The sequence below is a fragment of the Allorhizobium sonneratiae genome, assembly GCF_023700755.1.
Taxonomy (GTDB): domain Bacteria; phylum Pseudomonadota; class Alphaproteobacteria; order Rhizobiales; family Rhizobiaceae; genus Allorhizobium; species Allorhizobium sonneratiae.
The window spans coordinates 1-1,402 of record NZ_JAMKOJ010000027.1 but is presented as its reverse complement, the minus strand read 5'-3'; the positions used below and the strand labels follow the sequence as shown (position 1 = coordinate 1,402).

The following is a 1,402-nucleotide window of genomic DNA, read 5'->3' as shown; positions in this document are numbered from 1 at the left end:
CGACATGGAAAGGGCCATGGCTACCCTGGCCGGTGACACGCGCTCGATCTGCTTAGAGGGGGGAATGGTGGCTTGCCGCCATTTCGGGCAGGGGTGCGCGAGGGGAAGGGTGTGGGTTCCCCTCGTCCTCATAAAAGCGCGCTAGCACCTTTGAATTTCCTGAAAAGTGAGCTATATTTCCGGAGTGGGGAACGGCTTTTCAGCCGCCCCCCTATTTGACTAGTAGATGAATCGAACCCGGAACACGAGCGACCAACTCTTCCGGGTTCTTTTCATTTCTAGCGTAAGGCTAAGTGGAATAAACCACATTGCTTTACCTCCGTAATGACGGCAAGGCTGTTTGCCTCAGTCGGGGAAACCATTCCCCCGATTGCGCCGGTTGGCTCGGCGCTGCTGCTTCTGCCGTCAAAACTTTATAGACCTGCAAGCTACCTTATCGGCTGCCTCCATCCAAGCCAGAATAGATAATTTCAAAAAAAGGCCAGTTGTTCAAATTTGCCGACCGGCGCTGAAACAGGTTGGCGGCTCAAAAGTGCATCACGTACTTTAAAGCGCTGCTCCCTGACTTCTGCAAATTCTACGGTGACGATTTCCGTTATGATTGAGGTGTCTTTCCAACTATGCTGATGGTAGGTCGTATCGACACCAGCGCCAATATCAAGAAAGAGACCTGTATCATCTTGAAATTTGACGCCCTTTCCCTCCTTCAATCTTTGAAAGCAGTGCGCGCCAGAATAGCGAAAGGGTGCGGATGATTGCGGCACGATGAACACGCCACGATCTGCAATTTCAGACGCTATATCGATCACATGAAATTCAAAATCTTTGCCACGGTAGCGAGGAGCATCAGAACTGCGGCGGATTGCACCAAAGGGAGGATTTCCGATAGCAAGATCAAACATTTCCCCTTCCAAATCGTTCATCCACCAGTCACGCCAGTTCATGACATCGGCACAAATCCAGCGCGCCTCCGGCACAAGTTTTTTTCCAACTTCGACATAAGCCGGATTGATTTCCACACAGGTTATTTCAGGAAAGTCATTCCCCCACTGCCCCCGCCAGTGCGCAAAACGGGACAAAACGCCGATACCTGCGCAAAGATCGATAATTTTTCCTGAAGAACTACCATCAAGGGCAAAGTCACCTGCAAAATCAAAAGGGGTAAAGAAAGCACCTGCCTCACCGGTGGTATGGTTTGCGCCTTCATGCCAGTTTTCATAGACAAACTGAATTTCGTCATATGAAAGGTGAGATTTTTTCAAGATTTTTTCAGCTTCGGCGTGAGCTTTTATTTGTGCCTTTGTAAGTTTCGCCATGATCAATCTCGATTTTTTGTTTCATCATTTCTTTGCTACGTCCCATTTATATAACCTATGTTTATTTTTTGCAAGTGTTTTCTTAT

At 48.3% G+C, this 1,402-nt stretch carries 1 protein-coding gene; it reads right to left on the bottom strand.

The genetic code is table 11. From position 1 onward, the window contains the following. Positions 1-470: 470 nt before the first annotated feature. Positions 471-1,316, bottom strand: a complete 846-nt coding sequence (locus NAC44_RS21105; protein WP_250943627.1) for a class I SAM-dependent methyltransferase — start codon at positions 1,314-1,316, stop codon at positions 471-473. Between the last annotated feature and the right edge of the window lie 86 nt (positions 1,317-1,402).

Coding starts and splice junctions, on each gene's coding strand:
- NAC44_RS21105 (WP_250943627.1), bottom strand. CDS start 1,316: ATGGCGAAACTTACAAAGGCACAAATAAAAGCTCACGCCGAAGCTGAA.